Source organism: Lacrimispora sanguinis, assembly GCF_044987295.1.
Classification (GTDB): Bacteria; Bacillota; Clostridia; order Lachnospirales; family Lachnospiraceae; genus Lacrimispora; species Lacrimispora celerecrescens_B.
On the sequence record NZ_CP173277.1, the window covers coordinates 1,892,366 to 1,914,570 of the forward strand.

The following is a 22,205-nucleotide window of genomic DNA, read 5'->3' on the forward strand; positions in this document are numbered from 1 at the left end:
CACTATGCTCTGTAGCACCTAAACTCATAAAAGTCTCCACTTCCATTGGTATAGACACCGACGTATTCAATCAAAAAGTATGGTCCAGACTCGCACGCTAACATTTCAGCAATATACTGAGCAATTCCATCTTCCGAACCTAGAAGTCTTCCTGATGTTGTACTTGCCGTATTTAAGTCGGTCTGCACATACACGCTGTAATAGCCTGCTCCATCATAAGGATAATATGAATTGTACTCTTCCTGCGAAATACTTCCATTTGCTAACAAGCTATCAAGATTATCAGTAAGAAGTATTTTACCAGCAGCCTTTGTCTTAGCTGTTGCCAAACTGACAACATTTGCTGGACTGTAATCTGCTTTTGCTGGCTGTACTGGAGCTTGCTGTTCTACTTTTGGTTCTTCTTTCGGTTCATCCTTTGGCTGTTCTGCCTCGTTGCTCTTATTGTCTGATTGAGTGCTATCAGTCTTTATCTTGGTACTTTCTGTATTAGAATTATCTGCTACAGTTGTTTTTTCTTCTTGCTTTGGTGGTTCTGTTTCTGTAAGCTGTTCCGTTTCTTTCTTTTCTTCCACAGTAGGCTTCTCTGTAGGTTCTTCCGTGGAGGCTGGTATTTCTGTAACACTTTCCTTCTGAGTAGCCACATTTTCTGCATTCTTACTTGAACATCCTGCAAGTATCAAAACCATTACGGATAAAATGATAATCATCATCTTTTTCATCTGCTTCACCTATCCTCTCCGTAAGTGGGATAGGCTCTGTGTTCCGTGCCTGTCCACACTTACAAATGTGAACATCTATTAAGTTGCACGGGACACTTCTAAGGTACATCCCGTATTCTGTTCATGTCTTCCTCCTTATTATACTGCACTTAGTTTACTCATTGCAAAAAAGTATTTCATCAAATGACGATACTTTTTGTATGCAGCAAAAGTCATAATCTTCATAGTCTCACCTCCTCTCAGGGTGTACCAATTCTGACAAATGCTAGAAATAATCTTGCAACTAATCCAAGCAAAAGAAGGAAGATTTTTGCCACTCCTAGCGCAAGGTTTAATATGCTTAATAAAATCCAAGCGATTCCTTTTAATATTGCTAACAATATCATGCCTAATCCGGCGAAAAATCTTCTTAACATTTGCATTCCCTCCTATTCATCCATTCCTTCAAAAGACTGTTCCATCCAACCAGTCGCTAAATCTGATACAACCACATCATCCTTAACCTTTGGGCTTTCTTCTACTGGAACTGTTATTTTTTCTGAATCTATAATCACTCTTCCAGAAATAGCAGTACCAAGAAGTCTTATTACTTCTCTTCTTGCTTCTGTCAAAACACTTTCAGTAAGTTCTGCCTTCACTTTCTCTAAATCATCTACTGTAATAAATCTTGAAGCTTTTTCTTCAGATATTGCCGTAAATTCTTCCTTTCCGAAATGATCAATATAAAACTCTATCGCATCAATAATCATTTGATTTTTTGATTTACATACATTGTTATCCAGATTGCTAAGAACTGCATTTACCTTTACGTGTTGAGGATTATTCATATTCATACGAATACTATTGAAAACAACATTATTAGCCATATGCACCTCCTCTAAGCTTTCTTTCTCATATTTCTAAGACCAATATCAGCAAGTTCCTCATATCCTCTTGCATTAGCCTTGATATCAAGAATATAAGAAATATTCTTTTCATCATAATTGCCAAAATTCTTCATAACTACTGCACCCCCACCCACAAAGATTATTGGTGTGGTTTTTAGGTTGTAGCCATATTCTCGGATGGAGTTGTATACTTTCTCTACAAAAGCTTCAATCTCGTCTTTTGCAACCTGATAGTATTCTTCATCTTTCGCATAATCTGCACCATATCGCATAAGATTCTGCAACTCGCTTTCATCAATCTCTCCATTATAGAGCCTGACACATTTCTCGTTTATTGCCCTCATGCAGGTTATCAACCCTCTTTGAATCGTAATGCAATTGGATTCATCCGGAGATTTGTTAATCACTGGCATAATATCTATTGTCCAAGAACCTATATCAACAATCAGTGTCTTTTTCTTGAAAGCAAGAATCCTATCTGCTACTGCTGCATAACACTGTGGAAATACTGCCGCATTCACAATTCTGATTGTGTAGCAAACTGTCTCATAATAGAAAGTAACTTCTTTTCTTGCTGTAAGATAATGAATGAAGTCCGCTTTTTCACTTCCAAATCTTGTGAGTGGAAGTCCAACTGCAAGGAATACATCTGCACTTGTTTTTCCTCTACGCTTTAGTTCTTTTGCAATGGATGCGTAAGTCAATAGTAAGAATGATTCATCATCTGTCTTTCTATCTTTAACTTCCTGTCTCTGAGTTCCAACCTTGTAGTACTTACCATCCAATTCCAAAACATCATCGAATACGGCTGGCTCTGTTCTTATTTCTTTTGCTCCAGTAACAAATACCTGCGATACTGTCTTCATCATTGACCAGCCATGATCAATGCCAATCACTTCTAAATTACTAATATTCATTCGTCTCTTCCTCCTAATATTTTCTTTGATTTTCCACATCTGTTTCATCTGCCTTCATCCCCATTATTTTCTTCATACATGGGAAACAGTAAGAATCGTTTTGTTTATAAGGACAATCATCACATTCACTCTTTTGCTTATTTGTAACTGTTTCTTTCTTTTCCTTATAACACTGATTGGTTATGCATCGACTATCATTCCCCCAAAAGAAATGACATTTCATACATGACTTCAAATCCTTTTCTATCTTCTTTTCTGCATCACTATCTCTGCTATTAGATTTCTCCTTGACCTTCATACGCACTATCCTCCATTTTGAAGATTAATGCATCATGAAATTCTTCTAATCTTTGGTCTGCAATACCCGCTGATTTAGCACATGAAAATAGTGGAATAATAATGATAATAGCTATAACAATAATTCCTATCATTTTGCATTCTCCTTATCTTTCATAGCTTTTGCTATGTAAGGTGTACGTTGACTGTTTCAAGTCCCTATTGCCCCGTACACTAAGGAATGTTCTCATCCCGGGAGTTACAAATGAGCCGCCTAATGCGTTCATGACGCCTTACTATTTTGCAAGTAACACTATCTCCTCTATTGCCATTTCGAGGATAAGGTTGAACCTCTCAACCTTCATGGTTTATTATCCATTCGCAATATCTGTAATCCTTTTACCGTGCTTGTGCCCTGCTTCTCGTTCTTCATTTTTCAATCCTTCGAACTACTAATGTGATAACAGTGGTCTTGAACCTTCCAGGCAGATACCCCGAACTTTTACTCTAACTTTGTAACTGATATTAAGTTGTATGTTCCTTGCTTTCGCTGGGAACATGTATATAATAACTTCAATGCAATTATCTGGATAGAAACTATACTGGTGTATTTTACTTATTTCACACCAATTATTGGTGTGTTTTATTTATGTGGACTATCTCTATCACCATCTGATTCTTGCAACTTTTTCCAGATATGCTTTGGCAGTGATCTTGATGGCTCATGAAACTGTTCCAAATATGTTTCAAAAACCTCAGTATTTACAAGTGCTGAATTGCCTACTTTGTAGATTGCACCTGCTTCACCTGCTAGTGCCATAAACCTTGTTTTTCCAATACTGTAGATGATTTCACCTTCTCTCGCATTAACATACTTTTTCATCACTTCTTTTGTATCTGTATAAGTCTTATATGAATACCCCATAGTTACTCTCCTTTCGCTGGGCCAAATAATGGATGTTTCATTGGAATTGCCTCTTCCCGAAATTGCTCCATGTATTCGTCAAAGATATCAATGTTTATAAGAACAGTCCCACCAGTTCCCTCATTTATCTTATATACAGCTCCCGCAGCCCTTGCCATTTCAATAAACCTATGATGACCAATGCTATATGTGATCGAACCCTCTCCTATTCTGACATATTTTTTCTGCACATATTTTGATGTATTGGGTACCTTATATAAATGCTTCATATAATCCTCCATCTTCTTTTGATGTATCAATGTTGTTCTCGGCAACTGATATAATGCATCCGCAGATAACGCTACTATCAATAAGACTTCATCTTCTATATGAAAAAGTTGTTGTGCATCCTCAACCCTAAGAAACCTTTTTATCTGAATATTATCCGCTGCATATGCCCTGATTGATGTCTGTAACTTATTCGCCATCCAGCTCCACCTCTTTACTTAATACTCTATATCGTTCTAGATAACGATCTAGAATCTCTGTATTTACCAGTACCATCTGATTCACTTTGTATACTGCATTTGCTTTCTTAGCTATTTCCTGAAACTTTGAGATACCCATTCCATAGACTTTGCATCCATCCTTATATCTCACAAACTTTTTTCCACTCTCTTCTGCTTCCTTATAATTAAATCTCTTATCCTGCTTCATGCTATTACACCTCTTTCCTGAAAAGGACATCATTTTCTCCATAACGCAAAAAGGACACTTTTCTAAATTTCTCTAGAAAAGTGCCCTAAAATAGTGCTTTTATTAAATTCAACTTCATTTACCAAAATTCCAGCTCATTCGAACTCATTCGGACTTGACCATCTTTTTGATGTCCTTTTGATGTCCTTTGGACATCTGAATCTCTCAAAAGCCGTATAAACACTGGCTTTATTTATCCAGACTCTTCATCGTCGGGAACAACAGCACATCCCTAATCGCATAAGAATCCGTAAGCAACATAACAAACCTGTCAATCCCAATCCCAATACCGCCAGTAGGAGGCATACCAATCATGAGTGCATTTACAAAATCATCATCCATGGAATTCGCTTCATCGTCTCCTGCTGCAAGTAATGCCTCCTGAGCCTTAAACCGCTCAATCTGATCCAGAGGATCATTTAACTCAGAATAAGCATTTGCCATCTCACGTTTCGTAATGAACAGCTCGAAACGCTCCGTATACTCCGGATCATCAGGCTTTTTCTTAGTAAGAGGAGAAATCTCTACCGGATGGTCCATAATAAAGGTCGGCTGTACCAAATGCTCTTCTACAAATTCCTCAAAAAGCATGCTTAAGATATCGCCCTTCTTATGGTGCGCCGCATACTCTACATGATACTGATCTGCCAGAGCCTTAGCTTCCTCATCCGTACGAATGGTGGTAAAATCAATGTCCTTGTATTTCTTTAAAGCATCTACCATGGTAATACGTTCAAATGGCTTTGATAAATCAATTTCCACACCATCATAGTTTACCACAGCCGTTCCAAGAACCTTAAGGGCAACTGAGCGGAATAAATCCTCTACCAGATCCATCATGCCGTGGTAATCGGTATAAGCCTGATATAACTCCATCAAAGTAAACTCTGGGTTATGGCGGGTATCCACGCCTTCATTACGGAAAACGCGTCCGATTTCATAAACTCTTTCCAAACCGCCTACGATCAGTCTCTTTAAGTAAAGTTCCAGAGAAATACGCAGCTTTACATCCTCATCAAGAGCATTGTAGTGAGTTTCAAATGGTCTTGCCGCAGCGCCGCCTGCATTAGAAACCAGCATAGGTGTCTCTACCTCCATAAAGCCCTGGGCATCTAAATGGTCACGGATGGACTTGATGATCTGGGAACGCTTTACAAACGTATCCCTTACTTCAGGGTTCATGATCAGATCCACATATCTCTGTCTATAACGAATGTCCGTATTGGTCAGACCGTGGAACTTCTCCGGAAGAATCTGAAGACTCTTGGTAAGCAGAAGCACGCTCTCTGCATGGATGGAAACTTCTCCCGTCTTTGTTGTAAACGCAGTTCCCTTAATGCCTACGATATCACCGATATCCAGCTTCTTGAATTCCTTGTATTCTTCTTCTCCGATACTGTCTCTGGCCACATAGGACTGAATATTGCCCTTTAAATCCTGTACATTACAGAAGGAAGCTTTCCCCATTACTCGCTTTGACATGAGACGTCCTGCGATGGATACTTCCTTTCCTTCCCATACCTCATAATGTTCCTTGATTTCACTGCTGTGTACATTAACATCGTACTTTGTAACTTTAAACGGATCCTTTCCCGTTTCCTGAAGCTCTGCCAGCTTTTCCCGGCGAACCTTCAGTAAATGGTTTAAGTCTTCTTCTATATTCTGATTCTGGTTTTGATTCTGCTGTTCTGCCACCTATTTGCACTCCTTTGTGAACTATGTTAAGGAAGTTCGATTCGCCAGACGGCTCATCGAACGGCTAATTTTCTAAGACACTCTCTGAATTTCCAGAACCTTATACTGGATTACTCCGGACTGTGTCTCTACGTCTACCACATCTCCTACTTTCCTGCCGATCAGCGCATGACCTACCGGAGATTCGTTGGAAATTTTATTCTGAAGGCTGTTTGCCTCTGTGGAACCCACGATTTTGAATTCCATCTCTTCGTCCTCATCCACATCGTAGACTTTTACCTTGCAGCCAATGTTAATCTTATCTAAATCAATCTCATCCTCAACCACTACCTCTGCATTTTTAAGGAGCTTCTCCAGCTCTTCAATACGCAGCTCTATGTCTCTTTGTTCATCCTTAGCGGCATCATATTCAGCGTTCTCGGATAAGTCGCCTTGTTCTCTGGCTTCCTTGATCTTCTGGGCGACCTCTTTTCTTTTTACTACCTTTAAATTCTGAAGCTCATCCTCGTATCTTTTAAGGCCTTCGTAGGTTAAAATATTTTTCTTGTCTACCATGGTTTTTGATTCCTCCTGGTTTCATACTCGCTCATTCGCATTCCAAATATTATAGCGTAAACATCTAAAAATGTCAAGAATGTAACTATTCCTGATTCTATTTCTCTGATCAGATTTTTCCGATCCTTTCTTCCGCAAATCGCCTTAATTCGTCCATGGTTCCCACCTGGTTGATATCATTTCTAAGCTTTGCAGAATGAGGGAGTCCGGCTGTATACCACGCCATATGCCCACGCATTTCTCGCATGGCCACCACCTCTCCTTTGTGCTCCATCTCCAGGGTACCATGACGGATGATCATCTTAGCAATCTCCTCTCTGGTAGGCCCCGGTAGCAGCTCCCCTGTCTCCAGATAATGAAGGGTTCTTTTAAAGATCCAGGGATTTCCCTTGGCTCCCCGGGCGATCATCACCCCGTCGCAGCCGGTTTCCTCTAAAAGAGCCTTTGCATCTTCCGGCTTAAATACATCACCGTTTCCGATGACCGGGATTGAGACAGATTCCTTTACCTTCCTTATAATATTCCAGTCCGCTGTTCCTGAATAATACTGCTCCCTGGTCCTGCCATGAACAGCCACTGCCGCCACTCCGCAGCTTTCAGCCATTTTGGCAAATTCCACGGCATTGCAGTCCTCTTCGGTAAAGCCTTTTCTGAATTTTACGGTCACAGGCTTTTTAACTGCCTTTACCATCGCGGTTAAAAGGCGCTCTGCAAGCCCGATATCCTTCATAAGCGCCGACCCCTCGCCGTTATTAACGATCTTCGGCATGGGGCAGCCCATGTTCACGTCAATGAATGCATAGGGCCCTTCTTCCACTTTAGCAGCAATATCTGCCATGATATCCGGATCAGAGCCAAAAAGCTGAAGGCTCACAGGGCCTTCTCCGTCAGCCACCTTTAGCAGCTCATTGGTATTTCTGTTTTTATATAAAATTGCCTTGGCGCTGACCATTTCCGTTACTGCCATACCACAGCCCTGCTCCCTGCAAAGAAAACGAAATGGCAGGTCCGTAACTCCTGCCATGGGTGCCAGTATCAGATTGTTATCTAACGTCAAATTTCCAATTCTAAGCTTCACGTATCTATATCTCCGCCTTCCAATTCTTCTCCCAGATAAAATACCCGGTAGTACATCTCCAAAGATTCCAGAAGTTCCCTTTTTTCTTTCCGGTACTGCTTGATCTTCAGCACGCTTCCGATCTCATCAAACAGATAATCCCCCTCCTCTGCTGATACCTTAAATTCCAGGGTTCCATCCTCATCATATTCCATGACAAGGATCCCACCTACATCTTCGGTATAAAGCACGCACATGATCTGAAGATCCTGCTTGATGCTCTCCGGGAGGCTCGAAAACTGCTGGTTAAAATAATATTTCTGCTCATAGGAATTGGCGCCGCAAAGCACCACATTATCTCCATCATGCTCCATCGTTTCTGCCACCGTTCTTTCCTCATTCCTTCCCATGCACTTTAGGCAGGGGCACCCCGTATTATCGGGTGTAAAGGAATACCCATATAGGGTATTTCCATTATTTGCTGAGATTATATTTTAACATACGCACAAAGAAATGACAATAGGTTAAAAATCAGTGGTACACCGCTTAATCAGCCGGCATGGAATCCGGTTATTCCTGTTCACTTCCGTTTCTTCTCCACGAAGGATTTTCATCATATTATCGACGGAGATGTTGCATAATTCCTCCACCCGGTTATCAATAGAAGAAAGCTCCGGATCACTGCAGATTGACAGGGCAGAATTATTAAATCCGGTAATGCATAAATTTTCCGGTACCTTTAATAGCTTTGCATTGGCATACTTAATCGCACCTACGGCAAGACCGTCATCGGTGGCTACCACGCTGTCAAATCGTAAATCACGGCGCTCCAGAAGAATATCCCTTACGGTATGGATCCGGTTCTTTACATAAAGCTTTAAATCTCCCAGCACAGGAAGCCCGTGGGCTTTTAAAGCAGATTCATAACCTGCCAGTTTCTGATTTGCACTGTAAGAATGGGAGTCACAGAGAAACAGGATTCTTCGCCGTCCTGTTTCAATCATCTGGCTGGTCACATCGTAGGTTGCCTGATAATCATCTCCATAAGCGCAATAAATATTCTCGCCATCCAAATATCCGTTAATTAAAAATACAGGAACCTGTTTTGCCGCATCGCGGACATACTGCGTATTTTTATCCGATTCCCCTGTTCCTGCATAAGTAGAACCGACCATAAGGAGCGCATCAATCCGCTTCGCAAGAAGAAGGCTGACATATTTTTCTTTCACAGACTGTTCAAATCCGCTGCAGCACAAAATACAGTCGTAACCATGCTCGTGCATACGGCTCTCTAAATGGGCTACCGCAGTAGCCATATAGGCATCTGATACATCCGGACATAATATCCCAATGGTCTTCATGGAATCAAGCCCAAGGCCCCTGGCAAATACATTGGGAGTATAGCCATTTTCTTCCATAATCGTTCTGACTTTTTGTTTTGTTTTCTCACTCACACGGGGGCTGTCGTTCACCACCCGGGATACGGTAGCGATGGAAACTCCTGCAAGTTCTGCAATGTCATAAATGTTCATCCTGGTAGTCCCTTTTACTCATCAAAATTTCCATACACAAAGCAAGCGTAAGCGCTTACACATACTTGCTTCATTATACAGGATAATTTTCTGTAAAGCAACTGTTATTACTGATTTTTATCCATGGAAAAAATCAGTTTTTTTCTTAAATTGTACCCCTAAATAAAAAGAAAAATCTCTTTTTTTCTTTCCCTATTGACGGTTGCACAAAAATAGTGTATGTTTTATGTAAGTACTTACATTACATGTACCGATTGATACTGGTACCAAGAAAGGAAAGGAAGCTTATGCAGGATTTTATCAAAATTCATTCCGGAGATAATGTTGCAGTTGCATTAAAGCCGCTTTCTTCCGGCACTGCCGCAGAGATAGGCGGAAATACCATTACACTTCTGGAAGATATCCCACAGGGCCATAAATTCGCCCTCTCCGATATACCTGCCGGCTCATCCGTCATCAAATACGGCTGTGCCATTGGCATGGCAAAGGAACCTATTAAGACAGGAGCTTGGATTCACACGCATAATTTAAAAACAGGTTTAGGGGATTTACTTACTTATACGTACGAGAAGCAGGAAACAGCTGTTATTTCCACAGAAGAACGTTTCTTTGAAGGCTACCGCAGGCCGGACGGAAAAGTGGGCGTACGCAATGAAATCTGGATCATTCCTACGGTTGGCTGTGTCAACAACATCGCCACTGCACTGGAGCGTATGTCTAAGAAATACGTAGGCGGCACCATTGACGAAGTCGCCGCATTCCCTCACCCTTACGGCTGTTCCCAGATGGGTGACGACCAGGAATATACCAGAACCATTCTGGCTGATTTAATCAATCATCCCAACGCCGGAGGCGTTTTGGTTCTTGGACTTGGCTGCGAGAACAGCAGCGTTGCCGAACTGAAACCCTATATCGGCGATTACGATGAAAACAGGGTAAAGTTCCTGGTAACTCAGGAATCCGAGGATGAAATGGCTGATGCCATGGAACTCATCGGACAGCTGGCTGAATATGCAGGTACGTTCCACAGAGAGCCTGTAAGCTGCAGCGAACTCATCATTGGTATGAAATGCGGCGGTTCCGACGGTTTATCCGGAATCACAGCCAATCCCACGGTAGGAGCATTCTCCGATATGCTGGTTTCCAAAGGCGGAACCACCATCCTGACAGAAGTTCCTGAGATGTTCGGAGCGGAAACACTTCTTATGAACCGCTGCCAGAATGAAGAAACCTTTGAAAAAACCGTGGATTTAATCAATGATTTCAAGAATTATTTCACCAGCCATAACCAAACCATTTACGAAAATCCTTCCCCGGGCAACAAAAAGGGCGGCATCTCCACCCTTGAGGACAAATCCCTGGGCTGTGTTCAGAAATCCGGTAGTGCTCCGGTCGTAGATGTATTAAAATATGGGGAACCGGTACGTGACAAGGGATTAAACCTCTTAAGCGCACCCGGTAACGACTTAGTCGCCTCCACGGCACTGGCCGCTTCCGGTGCCCACATCGTCCTGTTTACCACAGGCCGCGGCACCCCATTTGCCTGTCCGGTACCGACCATGAAGATTTCCACCAACACTGCGTTAAGCACAAAGAAGAGCAACTGGATTGATTTTAACTGCGGCGTACTGGTTGAGGGTACGGATATGGATACCCTTAAAAATGAGTTCTTTGATTTTGTTATCGAGGTAGCTTCCGGCAAAAGGGTAAAATCCGAAGAAGCAGGCTTCCACGACATGGCTATCTTTAAGCAGGGCGTGACTTTATAATTCGACTACGGTATGCGGATTGAAATATGCAATGAAGAAAAAAGGAGATAAATTCAATGGAAAAGTTATGTTATGAAACACTGGAAAAACTTGGGTTTGACGGATATCTTTTAAAGGAAGCTCCGGAACGGGTTCTGCAGTTCGGCGAAGGTAATTTTTTAAGGGCATTTGTGGATTATTTTATCGATGTCCTGAATGAAAAAACCGGATTTAACTCCAAGGTTGTTTTATGCCAGCCTATTGCACCAGGTCTTGCGGATATGATCAACGAGCAGGAAGGACTTTATACTCTTTTCCTCCGCGGTTTTGAGAACGGACAGAAGGTAAATGACAAACGGGTGATCTCCTGTGTAAGCAGATGCTTAAATCCTTATACAGATTATGAGTCCGTATTGGCCTGTGCGGATAATCCAGACCTGCGTTACATTGCCTGCAATACCACTGAAGCAGGTATTACTTATGATCCTTCCTGCCAGTTTACAGATGTTCCGGCTGACAGCTACCCTGGTAAACTGACTCAGTTCCTTTACAGAAGATTTGAAAAGTTCGGAAAGGAAGCCGGAAAGGGCTTTGTTATCCTCTCCTGTGAGCTGATTGATGACAACGGAAAAGAGCTGGAGAAATGCGTATTAAAATACGCCGAGCAATGGAACCTTGGCAATGAATTCACCGCCTGGATCAAAGCGGAGAACATCTTCTGCTCCACTCTGGTAGACCGCATCGTGACCGGTTATCCGAGAAATGAAGCTGCTGCCATCTGTGAAGAATTAGGCTATCAGGATAACATCATCGATACCGGTGAAGTCTTCGGCTTCTGGGTTATCGAAGGACCGGACAGCTTAAAGAAAGAACTGCCTTTTGAAGAAGCAGGCCTTCCTGTTATCATCTGTAACGATCACAAGCCATATAAGCAGAGAAAGGTCCGCATTTTAAACGGCGCTCATACATCCTTCGTATTAGGCGCTTACCTTTCCGGACAGGATATTGTCCGCAACTGCATGGATGATGAAGTGATCTGCGGCTTTATGAATAAGACCATTTATGATGAGATCATTCCTACCCTGACCCTTCCAAAGGAGGAATTAATGAGTTTTGCAGCCTCTGTTACAGAGCGTTTCAAAAACCCATTTATTGATCATGCCCTGTTATCCATTTCCTTAAATTCCACCTCTAAATGGAAAGCCCGTGTTATGCCTTCTCTTAAGAGCTTTGTAGAAAAAACAGGCGCACTTCCGAAATGTATAACAGCTTCTTTCGCGTTCTACATTGCATTCTACAACGGAATGAACCTTACGGAAGACGGTCTTGTTGCAGCACGTCCTGCAGGTGACGAATACACCATTAAGGATGATAAGCCAGTTCTTCAGTTTTTCTATGACCACAAGGATGACGATGCAGCTGCCCTTGTTCATGCGGTTTGCACCAATGCTGAATTCTGGGATGAGGATTTAAGTGAAATTCCAGGATTCGAAGCGGCCGTGGCTGGTTATTTAACAGGTATCAAAGAAAAAGGCGCTTATGAAGTTATGAAGGAATGTTTAAACTAATCGTTAAAACGAAGAAACAAACACCGGTATCACCTTGATTGGTGATACCGGTGTTTTAATATGCGAGGAAAGTTGTGAGTATCCCGCAGTCACATTGCTTGCCGTTTTGCGCATGCAGCATTAAGAAGCATAGAACTTTACCACCTTATTATATTCCTTCATGATACTATGCAAAACATCTACATGTTTAAAATCGCTGTGATATAGAATGTTGATTTCCCGAATCATACTAAGATTTTCTATCGGTAATGCAGTGATTTTCCCTTTCTTTAGTTCATCCAGACATACACTGCGTGAAAGGATAGAAACTCCAATGTCCCGTCTAATAAGATCTTTAATCGTTGCAATATTGTCAACTTCTAAAATGACATTGAAATCATCAAGTGACATGTTATTACTTTCCAAGTGGGCTGTAAACAGGTTTCTTGTCCCCGATGAGGGTCTGCGAAGAATCAATGGCTCTTTCATTAATTCATTTATGGTTACCATGCTCTTTTTTGCCAGAAGATTATTATTTGATACAACTAACATCAAGGAATCCGTGTCCAGTAGAAGCGAGTTGATGCTGTCATCTTGAACTTTCCCCTCTACAACAGCTAAATCCACCTCATAATTTTTCAGCATTTCATAAAGATTATTTATAGAGTCAGAAATAATTGTTATGCTTGCGCCAGGGTTTTTGGAGCTGTACTTCCCTAATACTTCTGCCACTGCATTACTTTCAGCAGTATGGGTAATCCCAACCGTAAGCCGTCTTATATGGCGCTGCTCATCCAAAATATTTTGCCCCATCCTCTGATATAGGGCTATGCTTCGCCTGGCATACTGAATTACAATATTTCCTTCATTTGTAGGCTTTATTTCACTTCCAACACGATTGAAAATTTTAATGTTTAATTCCTTTTCCAATTGCTTTATGTGTTGAGTTACCGCTGGCTGTGTCAAAGATAGATGTTCTGCCGCCCGTGTGTAACTGTTAAATTCGACCACTGCTAATAACGTATAAAGTTTCGTATCAATCATCTTATTCACCCCTGATTATAATGTTTTCTTATGACATGCTAAATAATTATAAATATACATTATGTAATTTGTGATTATAATAGTAGCATAAATCAAGAAAGGAGGCAAGAATAATGAGGCAAAAGCTTTTATTTGTATGGCACGTTCTTATTTTTAATGTTATTAAACCATTTCCATCCTCTTCATACTATTTTAACAATCATTTTCGGTCACCGACACAAATTGCTGCTGATTATTATTCAATTTCGCACTATAGGGGAATTGTTAACTTCGGAAAGGAACATTTTTTTCTTACCGCTTTGTTTTACCGCAGATTTGGTAAATCATGGTGTATATCTGCTTTCGATAAAAATATCAGTTAATGTTATTCTCGTCCTAATGGCTATGGTCAAATTTGATATGCTACGCCTTCGTGACACGCGAAATTATTTAAAACTTCTTTATCTTTTTAATTGTCTGGTTTCGTCATCATATTGGACTTTAACATGCGTGTTTTTAACCGCATTTGAAAATATAGGATTATAGAGGAGGATTTATCAATGGGGCATCTTTTAAGTCATTTCAATGACACAACAATTATTCTTTTATCTTTATCAGTAATATTGCTGGCTGGATTTCTGCTTACACGTATTACAAAGCTGGCAAAACTGCCTAATGTAACTGGTTATATTGTGGCCGGAGTTGTGATAGGGCCATATGTATTGAACTTGATTCCACATGAAATGGTTGAACAAATGGGGTTTATCAGTGACATTGCTTTAGCATTTATCGCATTTGGTGTTGGGCGCTTTTTTAAAAAAGAGGCTTTTAAAGAAACTGGATTTGGAGTTATCGTGATTACTTTATTGGAATCTTTATTGGCCGGACTATTCGTTTCGTTATCCATGCACTACATATTCCATTTAAGCTGGAGCTTTTGCCTGCTCTTGGGAGCGATTGCAACGGCAACAGCCCCGGCAAGCACTATGATTACAATCCGGCAATACCATGCACGTGGGAATTTTGTAAATATCTTATTACAGGTAGCTGCACTCGATGACGCGGTGTGTCTTATCGCATTCAGCATAGCCTCTGCCTTTGTCAATGCGGAAGCTGGAGCAGGGGTTTCTGCTTCTGAAATCATATCGCCCATAATTTATAATATTGGTGCATTGGTAATCGGTTTTATAAGCGGAGTTTTATTAAGCAGGCTGATGACTCCAGGACGGAGTGAGGATAACAGGCTGATATTAACAATTTCACTTCTTCTTGGAATTGCAGGCCTATGCGCCTCGGTAGATATTTCACCTTTACTTTCCTGTATGCTTTTTGGCACAACTTATATCAATATGACAAAAGACAAAGAATTATATAGGCAGGTGGAAAGGTTTACTCCGCCTATTTTGTCAATGTTCTTTGTTGTATCAGGAATGAGTTTGAATATTCGCTCGTTTGGAACTCTAGGGATCATCGGAGCATCCTATTTTGTAATACGGATCGTGGGAAAATACCTTGGTGCTTTTTGGGGTTGTATGATAGCTAAAACAACAGTAGCAGTACGAAATTATTTAGGGTTGGCACTGATCCCACAGGCCGGTGTTGCCATTGGCCTTGCTTTTATGGGTAAAAGAGCTTTGCCCGATAGTATGGGGACCATGTTGCTTACGATAATATTATCCTCTTCGGTCTTGTATGAGTTAATTGGACCAGTGTGCGCTAAAATCGCTCTCATTCATTCTGGATCGATAAAAAAAGATAAAGTTATTATAACAATAAAAATGAGCCAGCAACCGATAGAACGCAAGAGGGGCAAAATGTTATAAACTGGAGGTGACATACTCCCACCACTTAGCACCACATTTGGGATCAACCAAATGCTTATGCTAGAAGTGAGGGCTTCTTGCTCAAGTAACCTAACGGTTACAGTATCAACAAGCTATCCCCGTGTGCCCCACGGTTTCTCTTAGCTGTTTATGCCAATACTAATATTCCTTGTTTCTTGATATTGCGTGCAGCATTTACATCTCTGTCACATATGAAACCGCATTCACATTGATACATGCGTTCCGACAGAGACAATTCTTCTTTTACTTTTCCACAGCAAGAACAGGTTTTACTGCTCGGATACCATTTATCAATTTTTATCAGTTTCTTTCCCTGTTCAGACAGCTTGTAGTCTAGTAATGAAGTGAATATTCCCCAGCCATTATCATAAACGCTCTTTCCGAAATTCAAGCTCTGGGACATTCCCTGCATATTTAGGTCCTCAATACACACCGCATCGTAGACATTGGTTATCTGTCTTGACAGCTTATGTAAAAAGTCTTTTCGTTGATGTGATACCTTTTCATACAATCTGGCTACCTTGATTCGCTGTTTATTACGGTTGTTACTTCCAATCCGGCATTTAGACAACCTTCTCTGTTCCTTGCTTAACTGCTCCATACTTTGACGATGGTAATGGGGATATGCTGCAGTCACTCCATCAGAAGAAACAAATAGCTCTTTCATGGAAAAATCCAGTCCTACAACATTCTTTGCCTTTACTGGCTGGATCACTTCCTCATATTCAAAAAGGACAGAAACAAAATACTTTCCTGTGGGAGTTTTCGATACGGTTGCAGACTTAATGCAAAAGTTCTCTGGAATAGGTCTATGCTGTTTCAACTTTACAAATCCGATTCTTGGAAGTTTGATACGTCCATGCTCTATACGAATACTGCCTCTTTGATTATTGGTCGTATAACTGTCCTGATGTCTATGTTTGCTTTTGAACTTAGGAAACCCTGACTTTGGAGAACGAAAGAAATTACGATACGCTGCTTGTAAATGGAGCTGGGCATTGGCGAGTGCCAGACTGTCTACTTCTTTCAGCCATGGGAATTCTTCTTTATACTGCGCAGGCGTATTGCTCAGCTTTTTCCCTGTCTCATGATAATATTCAATTTTATCACCGAGCATTTTATTATAGATAAATCTGACACAGCCAAAGGTCCTGGTCAGTAAATTCATTTGTTCTGCATTAGGATAAAGTCTGAATTTATAAGCTTTATTCACTCTTCTCACCCTGGCTTTCGATATACTGCTTAAGGACAGTTAAGGGAGCTCCACCAGCAGTTATCAGGCAAAAGCTTTGACTCCAGAAATATTCGTTCCACAGTTTCTGACGAATTTCCGGAAACTCTTTCTTAATCAGTCGGCTGCTGGCACTTTTATAAGCATTGATGAACTTACTGATTTCGGTTTTGGGATGGGCACGAAATAAAATATGGATATGGTCTGCATCATGATTCCATTCCATAAGTGTTATATGGTAGTTCGGTGCGATGTACTCAAAAATCTCCTTCGCACGAGACGATATAAGGTTATCAAAAACCCTACGCCTATATTTTACTACTAATATCAAATGATAATGCAGTAGAAATACCGAATGAGCATTGTTATCTAAAACCATAGTATCACCAGCCTTTCATTCTATTCGACTGATTACATTATACTACAAAAATAGATTTATATCAAGGGATTATAGCGATTCATCCCACCACCTTAGAGGTGGGAGAATTCTCGCTAATATATGTTAAATTATAGGTTCATTTAATCAGCAGTGCATTCAAAACGGTGAGGACATAAGCCTCACCGTTCTTACCTGCTGCATATTTAAGTTATCTTCTTAACGACCATAATTTTCAAGAAATTTCCTAGACCACTCAGCATTATCCGGCCTGCTGTCCTCAATGGTCATCTGGATGTATGGCTTTTCCTTTTTCACAAAATCCAAAATCGTATCATATTTCATAACACCGGTTCCCGGAGCACCGGAAATGATCCGGCCGCCTTCTACTACAAAGTCTTTCATATGAAGAACATCCGTATACCTGCCTAAATCCTCAATGGCTTCCTTTATTACCTGCTCGTAACGATCACTGTTTTCCACTGACAAAAGATTTACCGGATCTAAGATAATCCTTAAATTAGGTGAACCAATGGTTTTAAGTACCTTCAGTGCCTGTTTGGAATTGTATACAATATGGTTCCACACCGGTTCAATTGCCAGAATCACACCGAATTTTTCCGCACACTCCACAACCGGACGCAGATTGGTGATAAATGTCAGAAGAGCCTCTTCTGTGTGGCAGGCCGGTTCGTAACAATAGTCCTTATTCGGTGCGCCGGTCTCGGTTCCCACAACGCTGCATCCTAAAATAGAAGCAAAACGCAGGTGAGCGAAATAACGCTCCTGGATCTTTTTGATCTCATTCTGATCAGGATGGGCCAGATTTAAATAGCAGCCCAGGACTGCGATATCCACATCATGTTCCGCGAACTTTTTACGCAAATAGGAAGCGTATCCCGGCGTCAGCGCGGAATTCTCCACGGAATGTTGTTGTACTGTTTTTGTCAGGGCCAAATGAGCACAGGTAAATCCCTGCTCATGGGCAATCTTTACCCGTTCCTCCAGGGTCCCAGGTGCGATATCGTGCAACCGGATTCCAATCTGCATCATAAACTCCTCCTTTATCTCTCTTCGTAATGATTAATGCCGCTCAGCTCAAAGGCTTCCCCTTCCTGGCCGGAAATCTTCACATGATCACAGATAAGGGTATCTACATTACTGATAAGAAAGCCTTTTTTCCTGCACTCTTCTACTCCGGACAGCATGGCGGGGGCTCCTGTCCTTGCATTGTCCGCAAAGGAAATATCAACATTTTTAAATTCAATGCGCTCAATTTTTCTCTCCGGAAGCCCATAGAGAAAGGACGCCGCCACATGGCAGTTTTCTGCCTTGATGTTTGTAAAGTACAGCCTCTTAATCTCAGGGGTCCGCTCATCCACAGGAAGAGCCTCTCTGCACTGTACATAATCGGACTTTCCGTCGGGATCACAGAAGTAAAAGCTATTTACAACAAATGGTGTCATGACGTGATCCATGAGTATGTGGTTAAAATAAATTTCAGAAAGCACGGAGTCTTTTCCCCTGCCCCTTCTGGTCTTGATCCGAAGGCCTCTGTCCGTATTGGAAAACAGGCAGCGCTCCACTCGGATATTCTTAACTCCTGCCCCCACTTCGCTTCCCACTGTCACCGCCCCATGGCCATCTTCCATCAGGCATTGGCGGATCACGATGTTTTCAGAAGGTGTTTGATACCTGCGGCCCATGTAGATCTTTCCAGACTTGATTGCAATGCAGTCATCACCTAAAGAAAAGTGAAGGCCCAGTATTTCCACATCCTTGCAGGATTCCGGGTCCAAACCATCGGTATTGGGAGAATCTGCCGGATTATGAATATCCAGATTGAGAAATTTTAAGTCCTGGCTGAAATATGGATGAAGCACCCAGGCAGGGCTGTCTTTTAACGAAAAGCCCTGAAGGGTCACGTTTTTACACCTCTCTAAAAATACCATGCGGGGACGGAATGCCACCTTCATCTGGCGGACATTATCCCACCAGTTATCAAAGGAGGCCTGACCGTTTAAGAGGCCCTGGCCATAGACCACCACATCTTCTACATCAATTCCGGTTATGATTCCTGCAAACATCGGGAGAGGATTTCCTTCCCAGGTGCCCAGATTGTAATCTTCTTTTTCATCATAGCTCTCGACCATCCCAGGAAATCTGGGATATTTATACCGGTCCGTATCTGCTAAAAGTTCCGCTCCCTCAGCCAGTTCAAGCCTTAAATGGCTCTTTAGAAACAGGCTGGAAATGCGGTACCTTCCCTTTGGAATCAATACCCGGCTATCCCTTGGACAAGCCATGATGGCTGCCTGGATAAAGGACGTATCATCCTGGATTCCATCGCCCCTGGCCCCCATATCTTTTACATTTAATGTTACAAATTCATAGTCGGTATGGAAACTGGCTTCCGCTCTTTTTCCATCCCTTTCCAGAGAAATATTATAATCCATATCAGGTTTTAAGTCAAATAGCGAAAAGACAACCCGGTTCGTTTCTCCAAAATCATTTCCATTTAACAGGATATTTCCCGGTGTTTCAAATGCATAGATTTGTTCTGTCACAGTCTCCACCGTCACGGACCGTGCCGTTTTAAAGACAATTTTTAATTCCATTCTGACTTCACCTCAACTTTTTCCTATTGAAAAAGGGCGCAGCAATTTTTTACCACGCCCGTTCTTTATTATCCTTTCACGCCTCCTGCTGCGATACCGTCAATAAAGGCATCCTGGGCACAGAAGAATACAATCAGGGAAGGAATAATGGAGATTAAAGACATCGCCAAAATCCGGTTCCACTGGAATCCTACATCACCGTCCATGGACATGCGCAAATAAATGGAGTTCGTATATTTGGGCATATCAGAAACGTAAATAAGCGGTCCCATAAAGTCATTGGAAGTCCACATAAACTGAAACAGTGCGACGGATACCAGGGATGGCTTTAACATGGGAACAATCACATGCCATAAGGTTTTAATGGAACTGCAGCCATCAATTTTGGCGGCCTCCTCCAGCTCCTTTGGCACGCCTCTTAAAAACTGAATCAGCATGAATAAGAAATAGGTGTCTCCTGCAAACAAGGAGGGAATCACTAATGGTAAATAGGAGTTGGTCCAGCCCCATTTATTAAACATGATATACTGTGGCGCATTTAACACTACCTGAGGCAGAAACAGGGTGGAAATCATAAGAGAGAACAGGATTCCCTTACCCTTAAACTCAAACCGGCCAAAACCATAAGCCGTAATCGTGGCTGATACAACGGTAAAAAGAACCTTTGGCACAACAATCTTATATGTATTAAGCATGGATTTGATCAGATTGATCTTACCGCCGTAATCTACAAATGCATTGGCATAGCCATCGGTCACAGGCTTTTTGGGCCAGAACCATGCTGTGGTAAAAATCTCCGAGTTCGTCTTAAAAGTAGCACCCACCATCCAGAACAAGGGGTATACCATAATAAATCCGACAAGAATCAGTAATGCATAACGAATCGCTGCACTGATCTTTCTCTTAGTCTCTTTCGTCATGTCAATTACCTCCCGTCCTCATCTGAATAATAAACCCACTTCTTCTGGCTTACAAATGCTACTACCGTAAAGGTCATAACAATTAAGAACAGGATCCAGGCCTGTGCACTTGCCATACCCATCTTATGCCGTAAGAATGCATTGTTATAAATTAGGATTGAGATCAAAGTAGTCGCTCCGTTAGGTCCGCCCTTTGTGACTAGGAATGGCCCGTTGAATTCCTGGAACGCCTGGCATAACTGCGTGATCAGGTTATAGAAAATAACCGGTGTAATTAAAGGAACCGTGATTTTAAAGAACTGTGTCCATTTTCCAGCCCCGTCAATGGATGCCGCTTCGTATAAATCTTCGGAAACTCCCTTTAAGGCCGCAAGGAATATTACCATGGCAGAACCAAACTGCCAGACTCTTAAAAGAACAATTACGGTCAGGGCACCGCCCCCACTTGCCATCCAGTTGATCTTTTCAACACCAAATACGCCAAGAACCGCATTGATCAGACCGTCCGTATTGAATACGGCTCTCCACAGAATTGCGATGGCAATGGACCCGCCCAGAATAGACGGAACATAATACGCAGTTCGGAAGAAATTAACTCCCTTTAATTTAAAGTTCAGAATGTATGCAATGAACAATGCAAACATCAGCTTTAAGGGAACATCAAAAATTGCATATTTAAATGTAACAAAAAAAGCCTTTTTAATGTCGGAATCTGTAAAAATCTTATTATAGTTCATCATACCCGTCTTCGAAATGCCGTTAAACAGGTCATAGTTTGTAAAGCTGTAGTATAGAGAAGAGGCGAACGGATAAACTTTGAAAAGTATAAAACCGATCAGCCATGGTAAGATGAAGAAGAATCCTGCATTGTCTGCCAGAACCTTACGAATACCTTTTGACTTCATACTCTTATTCCTCCTGTTTTTTTAATATTGTATATTGCGCTTTCATCATTTCCTGTAAGCCTGCGCATGTATCTTTATCGTTACCTTCGATCGTTTTCCATATTAATTCCCCGAAATCACCATATTTCTCTCTTGGAAGCACCCCCATATTACATGCTCTCAAGATGGAATAACCGATTTCTAAGGATTCAGAAGTATCCGGGAGTTCCTTTATTTTTTCCTTCACTGCTGTTTTAAACAAATCCCTTAATTCCCGATAATATTCATAGATTTCTTCTGACATCTGACCAATAGTTTCTATAAGAGCTATCAGATCGTTTCCTGTTAGCTTCTCTTCCCCCCGGAAGAAAGCTGCAATCTCATTATAATGTTCTTTTCTTTTATACCTTGTCTCGTATTCTGTTACAAAGGGCATAAAATCCAAGGTCCAATCATTCTGCCCGATAAGCGACTCAATTACCTGTCTGTATGTCTCATTCCCTGTCTGATCCAAAGCAAAAAAGCAGGCCAGGCTATCCTGTACCGACAGACTAACTGCCATCCCCTCCGGAACTTCCATACTGCTTAGATAAGTCATTACAAAATCCTTATAGACCTCTTCGCCGGTAGCTTCATACATTTGTATTGCCCCAGTCAGCTGGTATGGTTTCATTCTCTCACTTCTGCATTCCATAACTTTTGTCTACCCTTTT

24 protein-coding genes and 1 pseudogene are annotated in these 22,205 nt (G+C 41.5%); 3 read left to right on the plus strand and 22 right to left on the minus strand.

The window, feature by feature from the left end:
* Positions 1-2: 2 nt before the first annotated feature.
* The 14 genes and pseudogenes from ACHZES_RS08885 to ACHZES_RS08950 form a co-directional block, all read right to left on the minus strand.
* Positions 3-722 carry a hypothetical protein gene (locus tag ACHZES_RS08885; protein WP_091232382.1) on the minus strand — a complete coding sequence of 240 codons (720 nt, stop codon included), beginning with the start codon at positions 720-722 and terminating at the stop codon, positions 3-5.
* 239 nt (positions 723-961) lie between these two features.
* Positions 962-1,138: a hypothetical protein gene (locus ACHZES_RS08890; protein ID WP_169823622.1), complete on the minus strand. Its 177-nt coding sequence runs from the start codon at positions 1,136-1,138 to the stop codon at positions 962-964.
* Between the two features lie 12 nt (positions 1,139-1,150).
* Positions 1,151-1,588, minus strand: a complete 438-nt coding sequence (locus ACHZES_RS08895) for an ATP-binding protein (protein ID WP_395549381.1) — start codon at positions 1,586-1,588, stop codon at positions 1,151-1,153.
* Between the two features lie 11 nt (positions 1,589-1,599).
* Positions 1,600-2,574, minus strand: a complete 975-nt coding sequence (locus ACHZES_RS08900) for a ParM/StbA family protein (protein WP_330387848.1) — start codon at positions 2,572-2,574, stop codon at positions 1,600-1,602.
* Entirely contained in the window at positions 2,540-2,824 is a 285-nt protein-coding gene (locus tag ACHZES_RS08905; protein ID WP_091232262.1) for a hypothetical protein, read from the minus strand. Before ACHZES_RS08905 ends, ACHZES_RS08900 begins: the two co-directional genes overlap by 35 nt.
* A complete protein-coding gene (locus ACHZES_RS08910) occupies positions 2,802-2,957 on the minus strand; it encodes a hypothetical protein (RefSeq protein ID WP_169823621.1) in 156 nt (51 codons plus the stop codon). Before ACHZES_RS08910 ends, ACHZES_RS08905 begins: the two co-directional genes overlap by 23 nt.
* A 488-nt stretch (positions 2,958-3,445) precedes the next feature.
* Positions 3,446-3,727 carry a DUF6462 family protein gene (locus tag ACHZES_RS08915; protein WP_169823620.1) on the minus strand — a complete coding sequence of 94 codons (282 nt, stop codon included), beginning with the start codon at positions 3,725-3,727 and terminating at the stop codon, positions 3,446-3,448.
* 2 nt (positions 3,728-3,729) lie between these two features.
* Positions 3,730-4,194: a DUF6462 family protein gene (locus ACHZES_RS08920; protein ID WP_091232260.1), complete on the minus strand. Its 465-nt coding sequence runs from the start codon at positions 4,192-4,194 to the stop codon at positions 3,730-3,732.
* Complete coding sequence (locus tag ACHZES_RS08925) at positions 4,184-4,423, minus strand: DUF6462 family protein (protein WP_091232258.1); 240 nt, start codon at positions 4,421-4,423, stop codon at positions 4,184-4,186. Before ACHZES_RS08925 ends, ACHZES_RS08920 begins: the two co-directional genes overlap by 11 nt.
* Positions 4,424-4,660: 237 nt before the next feature.
* Positions 4,661-6,157: pseudogene (gene lysS / locus ACHZES_RS08930) on the minus strand (lysine--tRNA ligase); the annotation flags it as partial.
* Positions 6,158-6,229: 72 nt separating this feature from the next.
* Positions 6,230-6,712, minus strand: coding sequence for a transcription elongation factor GreA (greA, locus tag ACHZES_RS08935; RefSeq protein ID WP_038279266.1), 483 nt, complete (start codon positions 6,710-6,712; stop codon positions 6,230-6,232).
* 109 nt (positions 6,713-6,821) lie between these two features.
* Complete coding sequence (gene dusB / locus ACHZES_RS08940; RefSeq protein ID WP_353655132.1) at positions 6,822-7,790, minus strand: tRNA dihydrouridine synthase DusB; 969 nt, start codon at positions 7,788-7,790, stop codon at positions 6,822-6,824.
* Complete coding sequence (locus ACHZES_RS08945) at positions 7,787-8,143, minus strand: DUF6145 family protein (RefSeq protein ID WP_038279382.1); 357 nt, start codon at positions 8,141-8,143, stop codon at positions 7,787-7,789. The genes dusB and ACHZES_RS08945 overlap by 4 nt, the downstream gene beginning before the upstream one ends.
* 150 nt (positions 8,144-8,293) lie before the next feature.
* Positions 8,294-9,301: a LacI family DNA-binding transcriptional regulator gene (locus tag ACHZES_RS08950; protein WP_154522013.1), complete on the minus strand. Its 1,008-nt coding sequence runs from the start codon at positions 9,299-9,301 to the stop codon at positions 8,294-8,296.
* Between the two features lie 287 nt (positions 9,302-9,588).
* On the opposite strand from ACHZES_RS08950, the gene ACHZES_RS08955 reads away from it, so the two are divergent.
* Positions 9,589-11,070, plus strand: a complete 1,482-nt coding sequence (locus ACHZES_RS08955; RefSeq protein ID WP_395549384.1) for a UxaA family hydrolase — start codon at positions 9,589-9,591, stop codon at positions 11,068-11,070.
* 56 nt (positions 11,071-11,126) lie between these two features.
* Positions 11,127-12,617 carry a tagaturonate reductase gene (locus ACHZES_RS08960; protein WP_038279278.1) on the plus strand — a complete coding sequence of 497 codons (1,491 nt, stop codon included), beginning with the start codon at positions 11,127-11,129 and terminating at the stop codon, positions 12,615-12,617.
* A 120-nt stretch (positions 12,618-12,737) separates the two neighbouring features.
* Here the strand turns inward: ACHZES_RS08960 and ACHZES_RS08965 are convergent, their stop codons facing one another.
* Positions 12,738-13,640, minus strand: a complete 903-nt coding sequence (locus tag ACHZES_RS08965) for a LysR family transcriptional regulator (RefSeq protein ID WP_038279281.1) — start codon at positions 13,638-13,640, stop codon at positions 12,738-12,740.
* Between the two features lie 539 nt (positions 13,641-14,179).
* Between ACHZES_RS08965 and ACHZES_RS08970 the strand changes: the two genes are divergently transcribed.
* Positions 14,180-15,442 (plus strand): cation:proton antiporter, encoded by a 1,263-nt coding sequence (locus ACHZES_RS08970; RefSeq protein WP_395549385.1) that lies wholly within the window; start codon positions 14,180-14,182, stop codon positions 15,440-15,442.
* A 148-nt stretch (positions 15,443-15,590) separates the two neighbouring features.
* Here ACHZES_RS08970 and ACHZES_RS08975 read toward each other — a convergent pair whose 3' ends face one another.
* From ACHZES_RS08975 to ACHZES_RS09005, 7 genes are all read right to left on the minus strand, one after another.
* Positions 15,591-16,676 carry an RNA-guided endonuclease TnpB family protein gene (locus ACHZES_RS08975; RefSeq protein ID WP_404820355.1) on the minus strand — a complete coding sequence of 362 codons (1,086 nt, stop codon included), beginning with the start codon at positions 16,674-16,676 and terminating at the stop codon, positions 15,591-15,593.
* Positions 16,669-17,073 carry an IS200/IS605 family transposase gene (gene tnpA, locus ACHZES_RS08980; RefSeq protein ID WP_404820356.1) on the minus strand — a complete coding sequence of 135 codons (405 nt, stop codon included), beginning with the start codon at positions 17,071-17,073 and terminating at the stop codon, positions 16,669-16,671. The genes ACHZES_RS08975 and tnpA overlap by 8 nt, the downstream gene beginning before the upstream one ends.
* A gap of 216 nt (positions 17,074-17,289) precedes the next feature.
* Positions 17,290-18,120, minus strand: a complete 831-nt coding sequence (locus tag ACHZES_RS08985; RefSeq protein WP_395548214.1) for a sugar phosphate isomerase/epimerase family protein — start codon at positions 18,118-18,120, stop codon at positions 17,290-17,292.
* A 14-nt stretch (positions 18,121-18,134) separates the two neighbouring features.
* Positions 18,135-19,688, minus strand: a complete 1,554-nt coding sequence (locus ACHZES_RS08990) for a glycoside hydrolase family 28 protein (RefSeq protein WP_395548209.1) — start codon at positions 19,686-19,688, stop codon at positions 18,135-18,137.
* A gap of 68 nt (positions 19,689-19,756) precedes the next feature.
* On the minus strand, positions 19,757-20,608 hold the full coding sequence (locus tag ACHZES_RS08995; RefSeq protein ID WP_038284261.1) for a carbohydrate ABC transporter permease: 852 nt from the start codon (positions 20,606-20,608) through the stop codon (positions 19,757-19,759).
* A 5-nt stretch (positions 20,609-20,613) separates the two neighbouring features.
* A complete protein-coding gene (locus ACHZES_RS09000; protein WP_038284260.1) occupies positions 20,614-21,513 on the minus strand; it encodes a carbohydrate ABC transporter permease in 900 nt (299 codons plus the stop codon).
* A gap of 4 nt (positions 21,514-21,517) precedes the next feature.
* Positions 21,518-22,165, minus strand: coding sequence for a transcriptional regulator (locus ACHZES_RS09005; protein WP_404820357.1), 648 nt, complete (start codon positions 22,163-22,165; stop codon positions 21,518-21,520).
* Positions 22,166-22,205: the final 40 nt, after the last annotated feature.